The 20,084-nt window shown below is 65.0% G+C and carries 14 protein-coding genes, 1 tRNA gene and 3 pseudogenes; 5 read left to right on the forward strand and 13 right to left on the reverse strand.

What is annotated here, in order from left to right; genetic code table 11:
• Positions 1-15: 15 nt before the first annotated feature.
• Positions 16-498 (reverse strand): response regulator, encoded by a 483-nt coding sequence (locus tag ACZ470_RS16975; protein ID WP_468427913.1) that lies wholly within the window; start codon positions 496-498, stop codon positions 16-18.
• A 128-nt stretch (positions 499-626) separates the two neighbouring features.
• Here ACZ470_RS16975 and ACZ470_RS16980 point away from each other — a divergent pair.
• The 3 genes from ACZ470_RS16980 to ACZ470_RS16990 all read left to right on the forward strand — a co-directional run bounded on the left by ACZ470_RS16980 (position 627) and on the right by ACZ470_RS16990 (position 3,277).
• Positions 627-698: transfer RNA gene (locus ACZ470_RS16980), tRNA-Arg, on the forward strand.
• Between the two features lie 429 nt (positions 699-1,127).
• Positions 1,128-1,700 (forward strand): hypothetical protein, encoded by a 573-nt coding sequence (locus ACZ470_RS16985; RefSeq protein WP_468427914.1) that lies wholly within the window; start codon positions 1,128-1,130, stop codon positions 1,698-1,700.
• 194 nt (positions 1,701-1,894) lie between these two features.
• A complete protein-coding gene (locus tag ACZ470_RS16990; RefSeq protein ID WP_468427916.1) occupies positions 1,895-3,277 on the forward strand; it encodes a PIN-like domain-containing protein in 1,383 nt (460 codons plus the stop codon).
• Positions 3,278-3,830: 553 nt separating this feature from the next.
• Here ACZ470_RS16990 and ACZ470_RS16995 read toward each other — a convergent pair.
• The 5 genes and pseudogenes from ACZ470_RS16995 to ACZ470_RS17015 all read right to left on the reverse strand — a co-directional run bounded on the left by ACZ470_RS16995 (position 3,831) and on the right by ACZ470_RS17015 (position 7,304).
• Positions 3,831-4,461, reverse strand: a pseudogene (locus ACZ470_RS16995) (DUF2637 domain-containing protein).
• A gap of 85 nt (positions 4,462-4,546) precedes the next feature.
• Positions 4,547-5,029, reverse strand: a pseudogene (locus tag ACZ470_RS17000) (FtsK/SpoIIIE domain-containing protein); the annotation flags it as partial.
• A 1-nt stretch (position 5,030) separates the two neighbouring features.
• Positions 5,031-5,756, reverse strand: a pseudogene (locus ACZ470_RS17005) (GntR family transcriptional regulator).
• Between the two features lie 89 nt (positions 5,757-5,845).
• Complete coding sequence (locus ACZ470_RS17010) at positions 5,846-6,283, reverse strand: ATP-binding protein (protein WP_468427918.1); 438 nt, start codon at positions 6,281-6,283, stop codon at positions 5,846-5,848.
• Positions 6,284-6,563: 280 nt separating this feature from the next.
• Positions 6,564-7,304 (reverse strand): GntR family transcriptional regulator, encoded by a 741-nt coding sequence (locus ACZ470_RS17015; RefSeq protein WP_019527047.1) that lies wholly within the window; start codon positions 7,302-7,304, stop codon positions 6,564-6,566.
• 85 nt (positions 7,305-7,389) lie between these two features.
• On the opposite strand from ACZ470_RS17015, the gene ACZ470_RS17020 reads away from it, so the two are divergent.
• On the forward strand, positions 7,390-8,478 hold the full coding sequence (locus ACZ470_RS17020) for a DUF1152 domain-containing protein (RefSeq protein WP_468427919.1): 1,089 nt from the start codon (positions 7,390-7,392) through the stop codon (positions 8,476-8,478).
• Complete coding sequence (locus ACZ470_RS17025; RefSeq protein ID WP_468427921.1) at positions 8,475-8,714, forward strand: hypothetical protein; 240 nt, start codon at positions 8,475-8,477, stop codon at positions 8,712-8,714. The genes ACZ470_RS17020 and ACZ470_RS17025 overlap by 4 nt, the downstream gene beginning before the upstream one ends.
• A gap of 457 nt (positions 8,715-9,171) precedes the next feature.
• Here ACZ470_RS17025 and ACZ470_RS17030 read toward each other — a convergent pair whose 3' ends face one another.
• The 7 genes from ACZ470_RS17030 to ACZ470_RS17060 form a co-directional block, all read right to left on the reverse strand.
• Complete coding sequence (locus ACZ470_RS17030; RefSeq protein WP_468427922.1) at positions 9,172-9,927, reverse strand: XamI family restriction endonuclease; 756 nt, start codon at positions 9,925-9,927, stop codon at positions 9,172-9,174.
• A 153-nt stretch (positions 9,928-10,080) separates the two neighbouring features.
• Complete coding sequence (locus ACZ470_RS17035; protein ID WP_468427923.1) at positions 10,081-11,385, reverse strand: DNA cytosine methyltransferase; 1,305 nt, start codon at positions 11,383-11,385, stop codon at positions 10,081-10,083.
• A gap of 204 nt (positions 11,386-11,589) precedes the next feature.
• On the reverse strand, positions 11,590-12,033 hold the full coding sequence (locus ACZ470_RS17040) for a very short patch repair endonuclease (RefSeq protein WP_468427925.1): 444 nt from the start codon (positions 12,031-12,033) through the stop codon (positions 11,590-11,592).
• A 245-nt stretch (positions 12,034-12,278) separates the two neighbouring features.
• Positions 12,279-12,689 (reverse strand): hypothetical protein, encoded by a 411-nt coding sequence (locus tag ACZ470_RS17045; RefSeq protein ID WP_468427926.1) that lies wholly within the window; start codon positions 12,687-12,689, stop codon positions 12,279-12,281.
• Positions 12,690-13,039: 350 nt separating this feature from the next.
• The gene (gene drmB, locus ACZ470_RS17050) at positions 13,040-14,974 is read right to left on the reverse strand and encodes a DrmB family protein (RefSeq protein ID WP_468427927.1); all 1,935 of its coding nucleotides are present in this window, start codon (positions 14,972-14,974) and stop codon (positions 13,040-13,042) included.
• Complete coding sequence (locus tag ACZ470_RS17055) at positions 14,971-18,417, reverse strand: helicase-related protein (protein WP_468427928.1); 3,447 nt, start codon at positions 18,415-18,417, stop codon at positions 14,971-14,973. Before ACZ470_RS17055 ends, drmB begins: the two co-directional genes overlap by 4 nt.
• A complete protein-coding gene (locus ACZ470_RS17060; protein ID WP_468427930.1) occupies positions 18,414-20,063 on the reverse strand; it encodes a nuclease-related domain-containing DEAD/DEAH box helicase in 1,650 nt (549 codons plus the stop codon). The genes ACZ470_RS17055 and ACZ470_RS17060 overlap by 4 nt, the downstream gene beginning before the upstream one ends.
• Between the last annotated feature and the right edge of the window lie 21 nt (positions 20,064-20,084).

Genomic DNA, 20,084 nt, shown 5'->3' on the forward strand with positions numbered 1-20,084 from the left:
CCCGCCCCTCGGACGTCACCCGCCGGCGTGCCCGGCCGCCGGCTCGGCGTCCCCGGGACCGCGCACGTGCCCGACGGGCCCCGCGATCAACCGCTGGACGAGCCGGACGAGCTCTCCCGGCTCGAAGGGCTTGGCGAGGAAGGCGTCCACACCGACATCGAGCCCGTTCTCGATCTCGTACTGCGTACACGCGCTGACGATCACGAGCGGAAGATCACTGGTACGGGGATCGGTACGGAGCCGAGCGGCGGTCCGGAGCCCGTCGAGCCGGGGCATCACGACATCAAGGGTGACGAGGTCGGGCCGCACCTGATGGACGACTTCCAGACACTCGGCACCATCGGCCGCGGTCACGACCTCGATGCCCTCCAGCTCGAGGTTGACCCTGATCAACTGCCGGATGACCTTGTTGTCGTCCACAACAAGAACCCGGCCCGATGCGCCTGGCACAACTCGAGAGTAGGTCGGACCCGGCCACCACGTCCGGCGTTTCCCCACTTCCACCCCGCACGGGCGACACCCCGCACTCCGGACCGACCCGGGTGCGCGATGAAAACGGGTTCATGACCACCCCCCGGGAACTGGTAGTGTTCTACCCGTCGCCGCGATCACCAAGCGAACGACACGCCCCCGTAGCTCAGGGGATAGAGCAACGGCCTCCGGAGCCGTGTGCGCAGGTTCGAATCCTGCCGGGGGCACCGTAGATAAGGTGCCCAAAGACCCCGTCACCAGCGGAAACGCTGAGAACGGGGTCTTCGCGTATGTGCAGGCATGTCCTGCCCGGAGCGGCCGTATGTCGGGGTCTGTGGACGAGGCGTGGACGGGATCTTGGGGCATTGCCGCAGGTCGCTGGCTGCTTCTGGCGCCGGGCTTGGCTTACCTCACTGACCGAGCAACTGGCGCGGCCCCGGCCGTGAAGTCCGCGGCACCCGACTGCTTAGATCGCTGGCATGACGGACTGGTCCCAGCTCCACCATGCCTACGGCACGGCAGAAGATCTTCCCGGCCGGCTTGACGCAGTGAGCCCGGCACCAAACGATTCAGGCTGGACCGCACTTTGGTCCCGACTATGCCATCAGGGCACCGTCTACTCAGCAAGCCACGCAGCCTTGCCAATCCTGCGAGACATGGCACGCCAGTGGTCACCGGCGGACAGGCAGATGCCACTCGTACTGGCCGGCGCCATCGCGGCCAGCACTGATCAGCCATACGGTGAGCAAGATCCCCACGTGGCCTACGCCTCTGAGATGTCCGACCTGGCGCAACTGACAGAGGAAGCCCTTCGAGATCCGGCTCTCGGCGACGACCCCGGCACTTACGTCTACTTGCTGGCCGCGCTCATCAGCTTCGAGGGGGTCGAGATCTGGGGCGAACAGCTCGACGGACTGAACGACGACGAATACGAAGTCCCCTGCCCCTCGTGCAGTACAGAGAACTTCATAGCGTTTGGCGAGTACGGCTGCTTCTCGACGACGGACAGCATGTACATGAATGAGACCGCGGCAAGGAAGGTGCCGCTACAGCCTGCGGACGCCTCGACCCTGGAGGGGCTGGCCCAAAGACTCCACAGTCGCGCACTGGCAGATGGCCACACAGATGTCGCGCACAAGTTGACTTACGTTTTCGGCAAGGCGCAGTGCGCCGAGTGCGACGAGATCTTCAGCGTCGCGGAAGCCATCACCACTCTCTGGGACGCGTGAACCAAGGCCACCGATCAGCGCCACGACATGCGACCTTGGTTAACTGGTGCCTCGCTGAGGCGCACCGGATCAGGACTTGCTCCAAGCTTGCCGATGACTTCCTCGGTCGCAGTGGCTCGATCCGGTCCTAGACTTTCCCCCGCGCACCCAGCCGGGGAGGGCTGACGCGCCTTACGATTCCAGGGGAGCGTTTCATGGCAGCAGCGCACACCACGTCCGACCAGCCGCAAGTCCGGGGTGTCTTCGACTGCGACGAGGCCCATCGCAGCCCACTCCGCTCCGACTACAAGCGGATCTTCGATTCCGGTCTGGTCGTGCTTGACACCAATGTGCTGCTCAACCTCTATCGCTCGAACGAGAGCACCCGCCGGGACACCCTTGCCGCCCTCGCCAGGCTTCGCGAGCGCCTGTGGATTCCACACCAGGTGCTCACGGAGTTCTGGCGTAACCGCGAGTCGCCGACCGTACGCCATCACCACGCGACCAAGGCCAATGAGGCGAGCGCCGCGCTCGATAAGGCGGTCAACGCGGCCCGGACAGCAGTGACCACTTGGCTGACCGCCGTCCAACTCAAGGACAACGAAGAGGCTGTAGAGCGGACCGACCAAGACCTGAGCGAACTCGCCGAAGCAGCCGGCAGCCTCAAGAAGTTCATCCGGGCGCAGGCCGAGTGCGACGCACTCAAGGAGACTGCCACCACTCACACTGACCCGGTGCTCAACGCCCTCGAACCGCTTCTGCACGGCCGGGTCGGCGAGCCGCTGCCGTCGGACGAATACGACAAGGCCGTGAAAGAGGCACAGGAGCGCGCCGACGAGGGGATACCGCCGGGGCACGAGGACTTCCGCACCAAGGAACCCGAGCTAGCTGCTGGTGACTACCTCGTGTGGGTACAGCTCATGGCGGAGGCCCGGCACCGCGGGTGCGACGTTCTACTGGTCACGGGGGACGTGAAGAAGGACTGGTGGACCAACCGCGGATACGACATCCCACCTCGTCCCCGTGCCGAACTCCTCCAGGAACTGCGGGAGCAGGCCGGGGTGGGACTCTACATGCTCACTCCAAGCGAACTGCTCCGCTGGGCCAAAGAACTCCTCGAACTGAACGTGGACGAGGGCTCGGTCCGCGACCTGGAGCAATTGGGCGAGGCATCGGCCGACAAAGACTCCGAAGATGAAGCCTGGACGGCAGAGTCACTGGCGGCGTTCATGGACGAGCTGATGAGGCGCTACCCATCCCGGGTCAAAGCAATCGTTGCAGCTGCGGCAAACGGCGGGTTCGTGGACCGGGAGACGGTGTACGAGCTTGCCGGCTACGACGAGACACGCAGACTCCGCGGCTTCACCCAACCGATCGGCACCCTGTCGAGGGATTTGCAAGCGATAGGTGCGCTGACAGGAGGGGAGCCTTTCCTGCTCACCACCGTCTACGGCCACGCCACCGACCCTTCCTGGGCGAAGGGGTTCCGCATTCCCAGCGGAGTGATTCCCCTGCTCCGGAGCAAGTACGAGGGAGGCGGGTTGTGGCAAACCCGAGACAGCGGAGAAGCTGTGAGCGAACCGTCCGACAGGGGCTAAGTGACCGATATCCACTTTGTTGGCCAAGGGGATGGAGTGCAGGGCACGCCAAACGTGGCGCCCTAAGCGGTTCAGCTCGGCTCCCACTCGCCGCTCCCCCGCCAATTCCTTTCGCCAGCGGTCCCATTCAAGGGCCGCCGCAGAAGCCGTGAGACGACTCGCTCCATCAGCCCCAGGCCGGATCCGTCGAGCAGGTCACGTAAGGCCTGCCCCGGAGGGTTGACGGCCAGGTCATCGCCCGGCGTCAGAGGCGGCAGCACCGGACGCCCTTGAGTCTCCGGCGTCTGACACGACAGGCTTCGCGAGGTTCTGTAAGTGCTTGGTGAGCACGGCGATCACGTCGTCGCGACACTCGGCCCGCAAGACCGCGATGTCCCCCCGTCGTGACGGTCTCCTTCGGGTCTTCGCCGGTGAGATCGGTGACGTGTTCGGCCAGCCAGCGCAAGCTCTCGTCGCCCTCGTACCCGTCGGTGAGGCGGTTCTGTCGGGTCAGCTCGGCGGCGCGCTTCAGCGCACGGAGCGTGGACGGGCGCACGGGGGAAAGTCCTCCGGGTCAGGTCAGGTGGGTGGAGAGGGCTTCGGCCAGCGGCAGCGGGACGCCGAGCCGGGCGCGAAGGGTCGGGGTGTCGATGGGCGTGCCGGTCCGGGCGCGGTGTTCGTCGGCGACCTTGCGCGCGAGCGTGACGAGCGCCGGCAGGACCGGGGGCGCGGAGGGCGGAGCTGCTTTCGGCTCCACAGCAGTCAACTCCGGCGCAGGGGCAGGCGCTTCGGGCGCGATGGGCTCCGGGGTCGACTCGCGTCCCCCCGTCGAGGCGTCCGCGGTTGCTCCGTGGGCGAGCAGCGTCCCGCCCAGGAAGGCGATCGCGGGCCATCCGGCGACGAGGATGCGCAGCCAGTCCGGCACGTCGTCGAGGTCGAGGAGTCCGGCCGTGGCGACGTTTGGCGCCGAGTGAGGCGGTCAGGGCGACGAGGAACCAGCACCACCCGGCCGTTTTCGCCTCAGCGGAGCGCAGCCGCCGCCAGGCTGCGACCAACAGCAGGTCGACGGAGACCGGGTGGGCCCAGGCCTTCCAGCCGTCCCGTCCGGCGGCCAGCGTGAGGTCGTGCACGTGGGCGAAGGACAGTGCGGCGGCGATCAGCGCTTGGACGAGTACGGCGTCGATGCGGACGGACAGGGCACGCACGGCGCAGCTCCTTCCGGTTCCAGGCATGGAGGGGGTAGGGACGTGGCACGGAACGGCCGTTCCGGCCGTGGGCAGGGTGCGCTTACTAGGTGACCGGGCGAGCCGTGGCCACGGGCCAGGATGCCTCCACCGGCATCGGCGGAACGTACGGCCGGAAGGGGTGGAGCGCCGGTACGTCGGGGGCGAGGGAGAGGTAGGGGGTGCGGATGCGGGACCAGCCGCCGGAGGTGTCGCCGACGACGGCCAGGTCGGGCAGCTCGGCGGCGATGGCGCAGGCCGCGAAGACGGCCTCAGGGGCGATGTCGCCGAGCGCCATCTTCGCCGAGGCTTCGTCGTTCACACGGTGGCAGACGCGGCCGGTGAGCTGGGCTCGGAGCATGGTCGCGCCCTTGCCTAACTCGGCGCCGAAGCGCTGTCCGCAGACTTCGAGAAAGATGCCGGCGGCCCGGTCGAGCTGGGCGAGCCGGATGAGCTGGGTGACCATCTCGTCCCGCCGCTCCTCCTCCTTCCGCGTGGCGACGAGTTGGCTTGTCAAGCTGCTATCGCGGAGTTTCACTCCCGGACGGGGCTCAGCTCAGGCGGTAGGTGTCTTCGAGTTCCTGCCGGTCAGCAGGCAGGAGTACGTCAGCGACCTGCAAGGACCGGCCGGAGGCGCCACAGGCCACGACCAGAACACTCAGCACGGGCATACCGGCTAGCAGATCCAGCAGTTCTGCTTCACCCGCTTCGGGCAGCCGGGCCGACACACGCTCGACCACGTGGTCGAAGCGGACCTTCTTCCGCGTCTCGAGATGTTCGCGACCACTCCCGCTCAGAGGCTCGTCGGTCCCCAGCTCAGTGCCCTCGACCAGGCCGGCGGGGAAGTACGACGAGACCAGCTCGACAGCTTCACCATCCTCCTCGACCAGGAAGAGACGCATGAGGACTTCGGTCTTCTTCGGCAGGCCGAGCGCCGAGGCGACCCGAGCCGGGACAGGTACACGCCCGACTTCGATCAGCCGCCCCGCACCCTGCGTCTCATCGCGCTCCAGCGCCTCACGCCCCCGGCCGGTCCTTCTGCTCGACGACTTCCGGTCGACCGCGGACGATCGTGCCGTACCCCTGCCGGGACTCGAGCCAGCCGTCCCGCTTCAGCAGCTCCAGCGCCCGGACGACGGTCGGGACATCCCGAAGGCCTGCACCAACTGGTTCTCACTCGGTACGCGGGTGCCGGGCGCGTACGTGCCGTCCTCGATGCGCTGCTGAAGCGTCTGCGCGAGGCGCACGTACTTCGGTGGCTCCACTTCACACGCCATGAACGCCGCCTGTCGGGATTGGCCAAGTCAACTGGTCAACCAGCCTAGCGACACTTTCACAGTGAAAGTAGGAGAGGTGAGCTATCCCGTCACGCCGGCCAGGCATCAGCGACCACGAAGGAGACGACCGTTCCGCCGAGGTGGCTGTGCCCGGAGCGCCAGGAATCCGCGATGGAGTCGACCAGGAGCAGTCCCCGTCCGTGAGCGTCGTTCGCCTCCGGATGGCTCAGTCGCACCTTCGCCGGGAAGCCCGGGTTGTGCACGTCGACGCGGAGCGAGGTTCCCTCGCGGTACCACTCGATCCGCACCAACCATGGGTCATCCGACTTCCCATAGCAGATGGCGTTGGTCACCAGTTCCGAGATCATCAGCGTGCAGTCGTCGATCGAGCAGGCCGGGTTGTACGGGGCGATGAACTTCCGGAACCAGCGCCGCGCACGAGACACGGACTCAGGCTCCGGATGCAAGGTCATCGCTCCGAGCCGCGGCGAGTCCTCACAGGGATGGCGGTCGATCGTGTAGGCCATGCGTGCTCACTCCTTGCCGCTGCCGTCGCAGTCAAGGCAGCGCCGCTTCGACGTGGCACGGTCGCGGTCGTTGGCCGTGGAGAGCGCCAGCGCCGTTCGGGAGCCGACGCGCTTCCATCCACGCCCCCGACACCCCCGGCAAGCTAACCGCGCGCCCTGTACCGGCCGCCGACTCGTCACGTCGTGACCCCTCCTCCCCAAGTGACCTTAGCCACTTCCTGGATAGTGGCATTAGCCACTTGAGAGGTGCAAGCGGTCCACCGGAACTGGCGAGTCGTCGTCAGGTGAGCGGGTAACCCTGCTCGAACGCCCAGCGGTGCGGCGGGTAGGTGGCTTCGGCGAACTCCAGGGGACGGTCCTGGAGGTCAAAGACGACGTGATGGACGATGAGGACCGCGGACCCCGGCTCCAACCGCAGGTCGTCCGCCTCCTCATCCGTGGCAGCACGAGCGCACATCCGGTCTTCCGCGTAACTGCCTTGACGCCCCGTCATCCGCTCGACGTACATGAGCGTGCCTTCCTGGATCCGCTCGGGGTCCAAGAGCTTGGGTGCCCGCTGGCCGACATCCGCAGCGAACCACGAAGTGGACAGGTTGATCGGGCCGTCCTGGTTGTTCGTCACCCGTCGGCGGTGCACGGCTCGGCGATCCTTCACCAGTCCCAGCGCCTCGACGACGTAGTCCGGAGCCTCCAGCCACCCCGTCGAGGTGATCACCGCGTACTCTCCGGGCGTGTAGATCTTCCCGGTCTGCCGTGCGCGTCCGTACAACTCGCGTGCGCGCCGGTTCACTTCGAGGCTGCGCACGTACGTCCCCGAGCCCTGACGCTTCTCGACCAGGCCCTGATGACTCAGCGCCTCCAACGACCGCGCGGCCGTGGGCCGGGACACCTTCCAGTCCGCGGCGAGCTGCCGTTCCGAGGGAACCTCGTCCCCCGGTCGCAGGTCACCCCGAAGGATCTGGTCACGGATGTAGTGGGCGATCTGGAGATACTTCGGCTGGGCCTCTTCGATCTGCGGCATCTCCCCTCCCTTCCTCGTCCAAGTGGCTATGGCCTTTGGCCACTATAGGGTGAGTGGCCAACCCATGAACCCGTACTCTGAGCGCATGACGCGGTTGATCGTCGCAGCAGGAGGAGGGGGCGACGCAGTCGCCGCCGCCATGCTTGACGCCGCCCTCTACGGCGACGAGGACCGGGCGGTGATCCTCACGTACGCGTGGGACCGCCTCCTGATCGACCCCCTCCCGGGACCACGGGGAGCCGACAGCTTCACGGGACTCGAACCCGTCACTCAGTCCGTCTGGTCGGTGCCGGCCGAGGCCCAGCCGATCGCCCCGGCGGGCTCCACACTCCCCCGACTCGCGACGGAGCTCCCGCACACACTGGCTCTGCTCGACCCGCACCACGGCGCCGAGGGCATCACTCGCCAGCTCGAAGAGCTGGTGTCCCACCTGGCGCCGGCCTCGATCGATCTACTCGACGTCGGCGGCGACATCCTCGCCCAGGGCGACGAACCCACCCTCAAGAGCCCCCTCGCCGACGCCCTCACTCTCGCCGCCTGCTGCCAGGTCAACGCGCCGATCCGGCTCCTGGTCGCAGGCCCCGGACTGGACGGTGAGATCTCCCCCGACGATCTGCGCCCTCTGTTCGGCACTCCCGTCCACACCTTCACGACCGAAGACGTGGAGACGATCGGCAGCATCCTGGAATGGCACCCCTCGGAGGCCACCGCCATGCTCGCCGCAACAGCCCGAGGAGCCCGCGGCATCTGCGAGGTGCGCGACGCCGGCCTCCCCGTCCCCCTCACTGCCGAAGGACCCACGGTCCACGAAGTCGACCTGGACGACGCGGTCAGCCGCAACAGCCCGGCCCGCGCCATCATGACGACCGCCACCCTGGACGAGGCCGAGGCACACAGCCGCGAGATCTGCGGCTTCTCGGAGATCGACTACGAACGCAACAAGGCAGCATGGCTCACTGAGCGGCCACCGACGAAGCTAGACCCCGACGACGTACTGTCCCGACTCGACCAGTTCCAGAGTGAGGCCCGATCCCGCGGAGTCACCCACACGACGTTCCGCCACATCACCGAGGCCTTGAACCTCAGCGGCTCCCAGCGTGACGAGCTGCGCCGGCTTCTCATCCACAGCCGACCGGGCCAGTACGACGCCCCGCTGTGGAGCATCGGAGCATGAGCGCGTTCGCAAGCGAACCAGGCCTGGACGACATCCGGGACGCAGCCGGCCACGACACAGAAGTCGACGTAGCCGTACACCTGCACGACGGCACCGTCAGGCTCTCGATCCTTTGGACACAAGAGATCCTGCTGGACGCCGACGACGCCGACCAGGTGGCCCAGGCACTTCAGCGCGCAGCAGAACAAGCACGCAGGATCACAGCAAGAGGACCGGACAGGTCAACCAGAACCTGAATCCCACTGCGTTACAACCTTCTCTACGGGTTCAAGGGCTCGCTTCGCTCGCCGTTGCTCCCGGCCTCTTGAACTGCAAGCAGTCCGATCACAGATCGGAGGTGCCGCGCACAGCGCGGCGGCGCCGGACGGTCGCCGGCGCGCCGCCCCTCCTTGCCTTCGTCACCGGGGCCGCGCGCTGGCGCCCGTCCGCGCCCACAAGGGGGCAAAGACCAGGCCGGGGTAAAGGTGAGACGGCCCAGCCGAGGTCAGACACCGTCGTGGCTGGGGCGGCCGGCTTCACGGCTTTAGGCAGCCACTTTGGCGCGAGCCTCGAAGATCAGGGCCCAAAATCGGGCACTAACGGGCAGGCCCACAAGCCTGCCCGATTCGCTGGCTAGCGTAATGGGCCCTGATCACTCACGCCAAAGCAGCTCCAGCCCAAAGCCGCTCCGCCAGCCTCACCTCATATGTGCGGCTAGGATATCGTTTGTACAAAATCCGTCAAAGCCTTAAGGTCATGCTGCCAGAACACCCACAGACCATCCATGTTCTGCGCTCTTTCCAGGCACGAAAGATCGAACGAACCGGCCAGCACAGCGACGGTCATGACCTGAGTTCCGAACTGCTGACGCCACGTCTCGGACTTTCCGCCGCACTCACGAATCAGCCGCTTCCACGAATTCTTCGGACCGTTGGAAACCTTGCATTCGATAGCCAGCAAGCGTCCATCTTTCAGGCGAATGGGAACGTCACATTTCGCCCCCGCCACTTTTCTCTCTTTCGAGAAGTGACCTCGCTCCAGGACATCCAGCACGTCGATGTCGCCTCTCTGGGCGTCCAAGATGTACCCGATGCCTTCTAGAGCCTCGGCGACCTCGGCCTCTTGACGCTTACTGGCCGTACCGCGCCGACGCGTCCGCAAGAGCTCCAGGGCTAGCAGCGCGGTCGTCGCCATAACCGCAGATTCGCGTTCAGTTTCGTTCGGCGGCCTGTTCTCGGCAACCCATGAGAAACGGACAGGGTCCAGCACCTCACGAATTACCTCGGCTGTGTCGTCGCTAAGGCCTGCAGGAACCGTTCTGAATTTCTGCCCCACCAGCGTCCAAAGGTCTTCCTCGCTCACGGGCGGAGCACACACATAGCGAAGAATGCGCCACAAAGTCGGGTCAAACAGGAAGGCCTGGCCATCTAGGTTGAGCAGGTTATCGGTCAGCTCCAGGGCTTCGCGCACCCTGGGTTCTACTTCCCGGTACACCTCCTGGAAAGCCCGAGGACCCTCTTCCTTTCGTTCCTGCCGAAACAGCTGTTCAGACCGCGCCCGCCCCTCCACTAGTTCCGACGTAGACCAGTTTTGTGGAAACTTCCACGTCTGAACCATCCCCCACTAACCTGCCATTTCTCGTTGTTTCCGTGCAGCAGCCCTGTGTTCGCCATTCGTCTGATGCTCCATGGCAGTGTAAGCCATCCACTTATGGAACTCTTGAGGCCAAGGCGCCGACTTCGGCGTTACTTTTCTATTTGAACTAACCGACTGCATGAGCATCAGTCCGATTTTCTCGGCGACGTCAGCCTGAACAGCGTTACCGATTTGCCGGAACTTGCTCGCCACCGTGCCTTGGAACTCCCACCCCCGCGGAAACCCTTGGAGAGCCGCGCATTCACGCCACGTCAGTCGGCGCAAAGTACCATCTTCAAGTCGGATCCAGTCCGGCGTTGTTGCAGCCCGAATCGTACGCGCAGGGAGGCTCAAATCAGCGAGAAAGCGATCTTGCCTGTAGCCCCAATGGCCGCTAGGTCGGTTAGCTTCAACAATCCCGATCGACTTAACACCGGTGCCGGGCGTGAGGTCCTTCAGTTCCTGCACCAAGGAACCAGTCGGATAGACGATTTCCTCAGGCATAGGCGCCGGCTGCCCAGAAAGGAACTCGCCGAGCGTCACCCACGGCTTCACCTCATCAATCAAAGTGTCACCGGCCAGCCTTCCATGCGTGGGCTCCGGAAATTCAGGAAGACTGCGATCCAAAGCTGCGATCATGAACAGCCTGATGCGGCGCTGGGCAGCACCGAAGTCGGCGGCGTTGAGCAGCTTGAAACGGGTCGCGTAACCAATTTCTTCAAAGGATGAACGGATAAGCCGCAGGACTCCCCCCGGCTCACCATTTGGATCCTTTGCCGTGACAAGGCCTCGGACATTCTCAAAGAGGATCAAACGCGGCTTCAACTGCTCGGCAAGGCTTACGAACTCCAAGAAGAGTTTGCCTCGAGGGTCCTCAATGCCCCTTTGACGGCCGGCCGAACTAAATGGCTGACACGGCGGGCCGCCAGCCAGGACGTCAGGTCGCCACCTACTAGTTGCCCCATCTGGCCTCAGGTCTGCAGGCTTTAGCTCCTCGGCGGGAGCATGCAACAGTTTCGCGCCAGCCAGGTGGAATCGCCCCTCTTGGCCGCGCACGGGAACGTTTGACTCCTGCACATTCCGCAGAGTCTTCATACAGTTCGCGTCTACATCGGTCGCGCTGACGGTGTGGAACCCAGCCCGCTCCAGGCCAAGGTCGAGCCCACCTGCCCCCGAGAAGAGGGAAATAAGTGTGGGCTTCCTTTCGCTGTTCGGTGTACTCAAGGGTCCCTCGCTGACTTTGGGTGGTTCGAACCGATCGGCGCAGTCTGGAGTTGCGGCCGCACTGGACAACTTGAGATGCTACCGGGGCTGAGCGTCCAGGTGATGCCATAGGTGAGATCCCAGCGACGGGACGCCGATGCTCACGTCAGGCCAGCCAAGGCGACACCTGTGCGAGCCCGCGTCACTCCAGGGCAGACAGCTCATCGACCAGCGCCGTTACTCAACCGTGTCCTCACGTCTCGTCAGAGGCGTCCCGTCTGCGAGTCGTACGTGCTACGGATCGCTCGCGCTTCGAGCGCGTTGGGCAACAGACTCAACTACACGGTCGGCCGCAGAGAGCGGATCCTCGTGCTCCCAGACGCGGACGACTGCCCACCCAGCCTCTATGAGCCGACGATCGGTGTCGGCGTCTCGCTCTCTATTCTTGCTTATCTTGAGCGTCCAATAGTCGCTATTGGTGCCGGAAGCGTAATAATGCTGAGGACAACCGTGCCAGAAGCATCCATCAAGAAAAACAGCGACCTTCGCACGCGTAAATACCAAGTCGGCTGTCCGGCGCAGCGAGGGCAGGGGGCGGATGCTCACGCGGTACCGCAGACCTCGCGCATGCACAGCGCGTCGAAGAGCCAATTCAGGGCGTGTGTCGCGTCGAGGGGTGCGCTGCATCCTGACCCGAACATCGTCGCTGGATGCCCATGACTTGTAGGGGCGACTCATGCGGACAGTCTAAGATCTTGCAGGGGAAGCCCTGCAATCGCAGAGGCTGGCGCCTTCCTCCGTCAGTCTCCCTAAGCATCTGGCCAGGCCTATGTCAGCAACAGGCCACCGAGCAGGTACGCAATCGCGGACCATTTGTGGACACGAGCTGACTTTCCGGATGCGTGCATGCCTCTGACCTGCATCCTTGCCTAGAAGGCAGGCGCCCTCCGGAACCGTGGATGGGGGAAGGGGACGAGATCGGGCTACGCCAGAAGCTCCCACTGGTCCAGCCAAGCGGTGACGTCCTCTGGCTTTATGACGGTGCTCCTCGAGTCGGGGTTGCGAGGGCGTACACCTCCCACTTGCTCCAAGAACCGCTTGTGGCGAGTTTGCACTTCGGCGCGCAACGTGTCGCCGTCAGCGACATAGAAGTACCTCCCGTCCGCTGTGATGTGCACCAGGATGACGCGGGTACAGGTCAGAGCTGCGAACTTCTCGATGTCCGCAATCATCCAAGCGCCCTTGGCGGCCACCATCACTTGCGCGGTGTGGCCGCCGACCTCGACGTAGGTTTGGGCGCCTTTTAGTCTGGCCGGCAGGCCCCGCAGGAGCGCCTCGGCAACAGCGAGGTGACGTCCTGCCTGGTGAGTTTGCGCGTGGGTGCGAGAAGCCATGGGCATGGCGATAAGCATGCCCCACGATGTGGCGGGAGTGAAGCGGCATCATGCCCCGGATCGGAGTCAGCGTCTTCCGGCATTGAGTAGCGGCAGTCTGTGGCTGCCAGGTCCGTGCGTGCCAGACGCGTGCCAGATCTTCGGGAAACAACGGGGTACGGCCCCGGGTTCACTGTTCCCAAAAATCCCGTACTCAGCTAATTAGCCGAGTACGGGATCTTGTTACTTGGGCAGCCGAATGCGGCGGAGTTCAACACCATGACAGTGATCACGCGGTGACGACGCCAGGCGTCACTACGTCGCCCGCGAGGCACATCACCGCAAGTGCTTCACGCAAGCCAACAACGTGGCTACAGGGCAAAGTCCGAGAAGAACCCCAGGGTTGGCTCATCGAACGTACCGATTACCAAGCCGCGGTCGAGGAAACGGTTGAACTCCTCGCAGCTCGTCTCAGGCAGCAGTGCGCAGCCATGACAGGCGGCCAAATTGCACGAGTCGGGGCCTTGTCCCTTCTCCCCTGCATCCATACACACCGGATCCGTCGAGCACCAGCGTGCATCGCTCAAGGCGGACGCGAAGACGGCTCGCAAGTGCTGTTGCCGGGCCATCCGGACTAGGCCTCCCATAGTGCCCTCAGAATCGCCAGCCGCGGTATAGATCAGCAGGCCGGCCATGTCACGCCCACTCTGCTGCGATACGTAGAGACGCTCCCGCAACGATGCTGAGCTGTAGCCGCTGGTGAACACAAGCTCGTTGATCAGCAGGTGCACGAGCGTATGCAGCATGACGAACCCTGGGCGGAGGTCCCGCGGACGCCCTCCCCTATCCGCGATCACTTGCGAGTAGCGTTGCGCAATCAGGTCGGCGCGCTCCTGGACTTCGTCCCGAGCCTCCCAACTAGCGAGCCGCTCCGGGTCGAGCTCCAGGTAGATGCCCTCACCCTTCACCACATAAGCCGGGAGCCAATCCCTATCCGGCGGCAATGCGCGGCGGCGGAGCATGGCCTTGCCTACCGGCAGCTTGAGCTCACTGTCGCGTCCTCGCGTGAATCCCCGCAAGGCCCGCGTCTCTTGGAGGACCGTCACGCTCCTCACGCGGGCTATGTGCGAACACAGATCCGAGTGGATACCGGGGTCGGTGGCGCGCAGGGCGTCGTCATCGGGGGTCTCGCGGATCCTTTTGAACTCGGGATAGCGCCAGATGTCATCGCTCGCCAGGTCGTCCGAGCCGTCTGCCCCACCCTCGTCGTCGGCACCGATGCCGTGCAGGTCGCGATACATGGCGAGAAGTTGCTCGTCACTGTACGAGTCGAAGAGCTCGGGCGGCAGCTGCTTCCGCAGCACCGCTGGGGTCGCGCCGGCGCCCGCGAACGAGTGGACGACGTTCATGACCGCGCCGACGTCAGCTCGCTTCAGGAGCTCCCGCATGGCGTCGGTTACGGCGCCCTCCTGCTGTGGCAGGAAGATCGATGACTCGACCCGCGGGAAGTAGACATTGCCGGCAGCTCGGAGGGCGCCACGGACAGGCTTGTCGCACGGACCGTCCGCTTCGTGGAGCCACGGCCGGGCCCCCGAGCAGTGGTAGGGGTCGCTGCGTCCGGCCAGGTCCTCGGTGAGGACGGTACTTTCCAGGCCGTCGTCACCACGACGGCCACCCATCGTGATGCCCTGCAACGTGCGGGACGCCCCACACCCCAGCCGTTCGTCGTGCTTGCTCTTGTCGTCGTAACCGCAGCGGACAACCTGTCCTTCAAGGCCTCCGCCGCCGGTAGAGAACAGCCGCAGCACTCCAGTGCAATTCGGTTTCTTGGACCGGTGCACCCACTTGTCGAATGGGAAGTCGTCGATGTGCCCGTCCTCGCAGATGGCCACGAACGGCACCTGTGACATACGCGGACCGCTGCCACGACGCCCCTCGTGGACACGATCCTCGCAGCGAACGACATCCTGGAAGCTCAGCGTCGTCAGCTTGAGTCGCTTGCAGTACATGCAAAAGCACCAGCGGGGGAACCGCAGGACGGGAACTGTCAGCTTGACGTTGCGCTGGTCCTTGCCACTTCCGGCCGACCGGAAGTCCGGTGGCAGCCGGAACCCGGCCACCTTGAGACGAGCTTCAAGGCGCCAGTCGTGGACGACGAAGTCCTCCAGCGCGAGATTAGAGTCATCCTTCGGGTACCAGTGATCTAGACCGGCCGTAATCACCGACGTGCCGTCAACGAGCACGCTCATCGCGCCCACGCCGAACGGCGCCACAAGCTGTGCCCGCCGGATGCTTCCGCTACTCATGCCTCGCCGTCCTCCCCTACCAGGTCATCCTTGACGTACGCCCGCGTGATCTCCAGTCGGCACTCCGCATCGACGCTGCGCATACTCATGGGCGTGTCCCAGGTGATCGTCTTATTGTCGGGATCGGCGAGCTCTCCGGCCGGGCGCATCAGGCCCTGCTTTGGGTCGCCGTTAAAGAACGTGCTCGCGGCCCATGCCGTCCGCTCACCCAGGCCCCACTGACGGGCCCTTTCTGCGGCCCAGTGGTCAAAGATGGCGATCTCCTCAGAGTCGGCAAGTTCGGCACGCTGACGCAAGAGCGCGATCGCCGCGTCGTATTCAGCCTTGGGAAAGGGATGGGGCTCGAGGCCGGGATCCAGCTGCCGCATGTGGGAGATTGCCGCGGCGTGGAGCGCGCGCTTCAGCACAGGCTCGGCAAACGGCGTGACGGATGTCGGTTCGACCTGGGCATACATCTGTTGGTGGTACGTCCGAAACCGCTCGTAGTGGCTTCGGTCGCGCGGCTTCGCGGCGCCGTAGATCGTGATGACGAGGCCAGGCGCTCGCGGATCGCGGCCGACACGGCCGCTGACCTGTATGTACTGGGCGGTCGTCTTCGGCTGGCCCACGATTGTCATGAGGCCGAGGCGGGACACGTCGACACCGACCTCGATGATGTTGGATGCGAGACAGATGTCGATGCAGTCCGGCGAGGGGAGCTTCTGCTGCAGCTGCTCGATCGCCTTGGGGATCTCGTCGCTACGCCGGCGCGACGTCAGTTCCATCGCGTTGCGGGGCCAGCGCGGCGTGATGCCGTCACGGCGCTGCAGGCCGACGAGATAGTCGGGCACATCGGACTCCAGCAGCGAGACCGTGTTGCCTAGCTCTCTCAGGCTGTTCAGGAAGTTGAGGTTCGTCCAATAACCGTCGCGGTCTGCCTCGTCCGGGATCTGCGGTCCGGCCTGAAGCGTCGCGGCGGCGACGCGGACCTGCACGGTCTGCGTCGAGCCGAGCGAGGCGCTCATGACCCCCAGGTACCTCCGGCCGGGGGCGGGCGTTCCATCCTCCAGTGTTGCGGGCTCGGCGAAGAACGAATGCCCCTCGGTCAGCCCGTGCGGCGGGAACAGCGCCACTTCGGTGCGACCGAACAGTCCCTTGATCTGGTCTTCGTAGCGCCGGACGGTCGCGGTTGAGGCGATGATCTTCGCCGGGATCGGCTCCTCTCCGCGGCGATCGGTAGCCAGGTCGTCGATCACCGGCTCGTAAAGGCCGACCATGGAGCCGAGCGGGCCGGAGATTAGGTGCAGCTCGTCCTGGATGATGAGGCCCGGGGGCGAGTACAGACGCTCGCCATACTCGCCGAGCCCGAACAGGTTGCGGGCCTCGGGCCGCCACGCCATGGTCGCGAACTTATCGACGGTGCCGATCACGATGGACGGCCTTGATTCGTAAATGTCTTCATCGACGACATGCACTGGCAGTCCCCCGCGTCCGCTGAAGCGGCAGAGCTCATCGATGCATTTGAGTACGAAGCGGTTGCCTGACCATACGTACCCCGGTGTGTCCTGCCCCTTCTTGGCGCGCCGCACCGGTCCCATCTTTGTGCCGCACCAAGGGCACTTGAGGAGCAGGAATCGGTTCGGTGCGTTGGAATCCGAACGCAGCTTCTTGAGGCTCGTCTCGGCGCTCTTCCACGTGTTCGGCGTTGAGTCGCCACCGAGCCAGACGCCGATGCCGAAGGGCGCCTTGCCGAGCTCTTCCTCGTTCTCGGAGCGCATGTCCTCAAGCACACAGATCAGGGATGACGCCCGAAGGAACTGCTGGGCGGTCAGGAGCCGCAGGGTGTAACGCATCACGGTGTCGGTGCCGGCGTCGGCCGGGTTGCGCAGACGGCGGGCGATGAGCGAGATCGCCGAAGCACCCAGGTAGGCCTCGGTCTTGCCGCCACCGGTCGGGAAGAAGATCAGGTCGACGACGGACCGCTTCGCGTGCGTCGGATTGATGAGTTCTGGCAGGCTCGCCAGTACGAACGCGACCTGAAAAGCACGCCACAGACCGTCACGGGGTCCGGGCACGGCATCCGGATGCGCGCCGACAGGACGGTAGACGTCCTGCGCGTCTTTGACGACCTCGCGGGTGTCAAGACGAGACCGGACCTGCTGATAAAGCATCGCGAAGTTGGCGAGCTGGAAGGCACGCGCCGCTAGAGGATCCTGCTGAACCAGCTGCCAACCTTCCTCCATCCGCTTGAGCGCCTCGCGGCAGAGCCGCATGTGCCGAAGTGCGGCCGGGTGGAAGCGCTTGTCGAGATCGTGGATCGAGGCCTCCCGCCCCTCGATCCATTCGCGGTACAGCCTGAGCACCTTCTCGACCTGGGCATCGCCTTCGGGGGTCTGCTCCGCGAGGTCGGCCATGCTTACGCTGACTGGGGTCCGGCTTCCGTCCTGATGTACCTCGTAGACGTCGGGCGTCAGGCTCGCGACTTCGTACGCAGGCATGGTGTCCGCCTCGACCCAGGTCACGGGCTCGGGTTCCTCCCAAGCTGCTGCGCAGCCGTGACCGATCGCGTACGTGAGACGCTCGCGGTAAAGGAGCGCGATCGACTCCTCTTCTTCGTCACTATCGGGTTGTTCGACGTCCGGGTAGGGCTCGATCCGGAGACATCCCAGCGCAGTTGCTTTGAACCCCATCTGGAAGAAGGCGCTGCCCGGTCCCGTACCGGGCACCTCGTTGGTAACGGCAAGGGTGACGAGTCGGAGGTCCGCATCAGGCTCGCCCGGCACCGTCCGGCTGAAGACACTGAGCGTCGGCACCCTGGCGGGAGCAATCTTGGGCTCACGCACCAATGGCGCTGTCGGCACGACCTTGATCCTGTGCACTTCTTTTAGAAGCGTGGCGCCGGACACCTTCGCGTCGAGCTCGAACGGTCGGCGCACCCACCAGTCGAGATCTGGGACACCGGGGATTGTCACAACGACCCGGTCGTAGTACGCGCCGGTCACGCGCACGCCGAGAGAACCCTCTGACGGCACCCTGACCTTGAACGAGATCGCCATTGCCGAGGGCTTCCGCCGGTTGGCGTCGGAGAGGTCGAAGTCGTCCGAGTCAACCTCATCCCGGGCCACGTGCCCTTTCACTTCGACCGGCGGCTGATCGGGGTTCTCCTCGCTCTGGGGAGCGCCGTCGATCACGACTGGGTCTTCGGCGATGGCCGTGCCCCCGGCACTCCCTCCGCTGGAGAGGACACCCACGCCGTACCGCCGCAGCGGGTCGGAGCGCGTCAGGACCTCCTCAAGGGTGTCGCGGTCATGGAACTGCCCGTTGCTCTCCTCTTTGGTCGCGAACCTGTACCTTGGCCCCGAGCAGTCAATCGGGGCGCCAAGCGGCTGCTCGTCCGGTGCCGGTCCGAACAACTCGCGGCGCACCGCAGCCTCGACGATGCCGCGCGCGTCCTCACCGGTCACCGTTCGCCCTCCATACCTGCGCGTAGTGTGTCAGCCTCAATAACTCCGTACAGCCGGTCGGTCGCCCTGGTCAGCCCGACGTACATGACCGACTCGAAGTTGGGCACGAGCTTCCGGTCGAGATCTGTGACCACGACCGCCGGCGCCTCAAGGCCCTTGAAAGCCTGAATCGTGGCGTACTGCACTTCACCCTTTCTCCGCCGCTGGTCGGTCGCCGGCCGCAGGATCTGCCGGAGCCATTGATCGGTCGTGGACGCCGCAACTGAACCTTCCGCCAGTGGGCTGAGCACGACGATCTCGTCCAGCTTGTAGTGGTCTTCCCGGAGCCGCCGGATCGCCTCCAGCAGCAGTGGCGTCTGGTCAGTCCCGGCCTCGTATTTCAACCATCCGGGATTCATGCCGTCGTCGCCGCGGCGGAACTTCCTGTAACCAGGCTCAAGGCCACTGAATATGTTGACGCTGTGACCGATGCGTGGCAGGTTGCGGCAGTTCATGGTCAGCCGGCAGCTCGGCAAGCGTGGCATCCACGTGTCAAGCAGTTCCCGGCCCGCACCATTGTCGTAAATCATCTGCCGCTCGAAGTCCCCGAACAGCAGCACACGCCCCGACCGGAGCCCCCCTTTGACCATCAGGTCAAGAACATCGAGGTACGGCTCGCTGAGGACGTCTTGGACCTCGTCGATCACGAGGAAGTCCGCCGCCGCGTCGTCGCCCATCGCAACGATGCTCTCCATAGCCCGTTCCGGCAGCTCCTGGGTCCAGAACTCGGCCGGTGGATCGGCGGGCGGTTTCACCCCGGCGACCGCCAGCAGCTGGCGATGCAGCGTACCGACCTCCAGGTTTGGGTCCTCGGGCATGTCGGCCATTAGTCGCCTGCCGAGCAGACGGTTGAAGCAGAGCAAGCGGCCCCGATGCCCTTGGGCGAGCTCACGCCGAGCCGCCTCCATGGCCAGGAGAGTCTTGCCGGACCCGGCGGGCCCGGTGAAGAGCACCGCTTGGTTGTCGGCCATAGAGTCTAGGGCCTCGTATTGCTCTTCGACGAAGTGGACGAGCTGGTCTTTGCGGGCGTGCCTGAGGTCGCCGGCGACCACCCCCACCTCGAACTGGGGCCGCAGCAGGAACGCGACCCGTTGGGCCGTCGCCTTATCGGGGCCGACCCCGCCGTACGCGACATGGGTGGTCTTGTCGAGGTGCGCAGTGCCCGCCTTGATCGTGCGCATGACCGCAGCCGCAACGCCGTTCTTGAGGTCCTCGGAATCAAGCACCTGCCAGTCGTGCCACTCGGGTGACTCAGGAAGCATCGTCCGCGCGCGCACGGCGGTGAACCAGGCGGCGCTGAGCACCGGGATCGAGTTGAGGTTGACCTTCTTCTTCAACAGGTACTTGCGCAGGCTGTGCATGGCGTCGCTCGCCTGCTTGAACGGGCCTCGCGCAGTCGGGGCGTCGTTGCCGAGCTTCCACACTCCGTTCCGATAGTCGAACGTCAGGTGCGACTTCACTTCGATGACCAGAATTCCGTGTTCTGGCACGATGACGATGAAGTCGGCTTCTCCCTCGGGCTTCTTCACATGCTCAGCGATCCCAAGCGAGTGCAGCACGATCCAGCCGTCGGTGCCCTCGGATTCGGCGAGTGCCTTATGCAGCATCTGCTCCCCAGGCGGCGTCCT

It is taken from the genome of Streptomyces sp. NPDC031111 (genome assembly GCF_055570675.1).